The organism is Candidatus Macondimonas diazotrophica (assembly GCF_004684205.1).
Classification (GTDB): domain Bacteria; phylum Pseudomonadota; class Gammaproteobacteria; order UBA5335; family UBA5335; genus Macondimonas; species Macondimonas diazotrophica.
Genome location: NZ_SRIO01000075.1, coordinates 1 through 856 on the forward strand (window position 1 = coordinate 1; position 856 = coordinate 856).

Sequence of the window (856 nt, forward strand, 5' to 3'; positions counted from 1 at the left end):
GAGTTTTGCGCTGCGCTGTCCGCGAAAAACGACTGATGCGCGGGCAACTCTGGGTCTGAATACCGCCTCAGACCGTGGTAATAGTCCACCGAATAGGTACGATTGCTTGGCGTGCTCGCATCGATATAGCCAAGGACGATTTCGCAAAGACCGGGACCGCTATCAATGCTGATCACGTCGAGCCCAACCGCATCATAGAGCACGTCCGAACCAGCAATGCGCATCATTCGGCATGGGCCGTTTGCATTGATGTGCCGAGACGCTGATATTTTGATTTCCAGCGGCGAATAGGCGTCTGACGATTGCACGGCGGTGAAGTCCAGCGGCGCCCATTGGTAGCCGTCAAATGTCACCGCCTGCGCCTGATCACAATACCGGCTTCCGTTGACGTCCAGAAGCGTGATGATCTGCTGTGGATCGTGGCCCGTCAGGGACTGCATCACTCCCATGTCAGCAAAGCCTCAATATCGACCGAGATACGCCCCGGATCTGTAATCACCGAATATTGCTGAAGCCAATGCCCGTGCACCGATACCGTAGAGCCAAAAAACGGCACATTGTGCGCCACCCATGGCCAATCCTGAGCCGCTAGAAGCCATTGGCGCATGGTGGCCGACTCAGCCCCGCCCCACTCCATGCGGCCGGAAAGAACAGCATATTTGCCGGCCGTCTGGATGCGCTGCCGATAACCTTCGAGCATTTGCTCAGATTCGCCGGCGCTGAAATCAAGGCTCGTCGATGGCTGCAGGCTGAACAGCCCTGCCGGCCAAACAATCTCAGCAAGACCAACAATCGGCGCGTCAACCTCGACAACATAGGGGAATTGCTGTTCCCCGTATGCGTCAGCGGTGACTTG

General features: G+C 56.9%; 2 protein-coding genes. Both read right to left on the reverse strand.

Annotated elements, in window-relative coordinates; translation table 11 throughout:
* The coding region (locus tag E4680_RS13935) for a hypothetical protein (protein ID WP_167792539.1) at positions 1-440 on the reverse strand (440 nt) is incomplete at its 3' end.
* A partial coding sequence (locus E4680_RS14235) for a hypothetical protein (RefSeq protein WP_167792540.1) occupies positions 440-856 on the reverse strand: 417 nt, incomplete at its 5' end. The genes E4680_RS14235 and E4680_RS13935, both read right to left, overlap by 1 nt.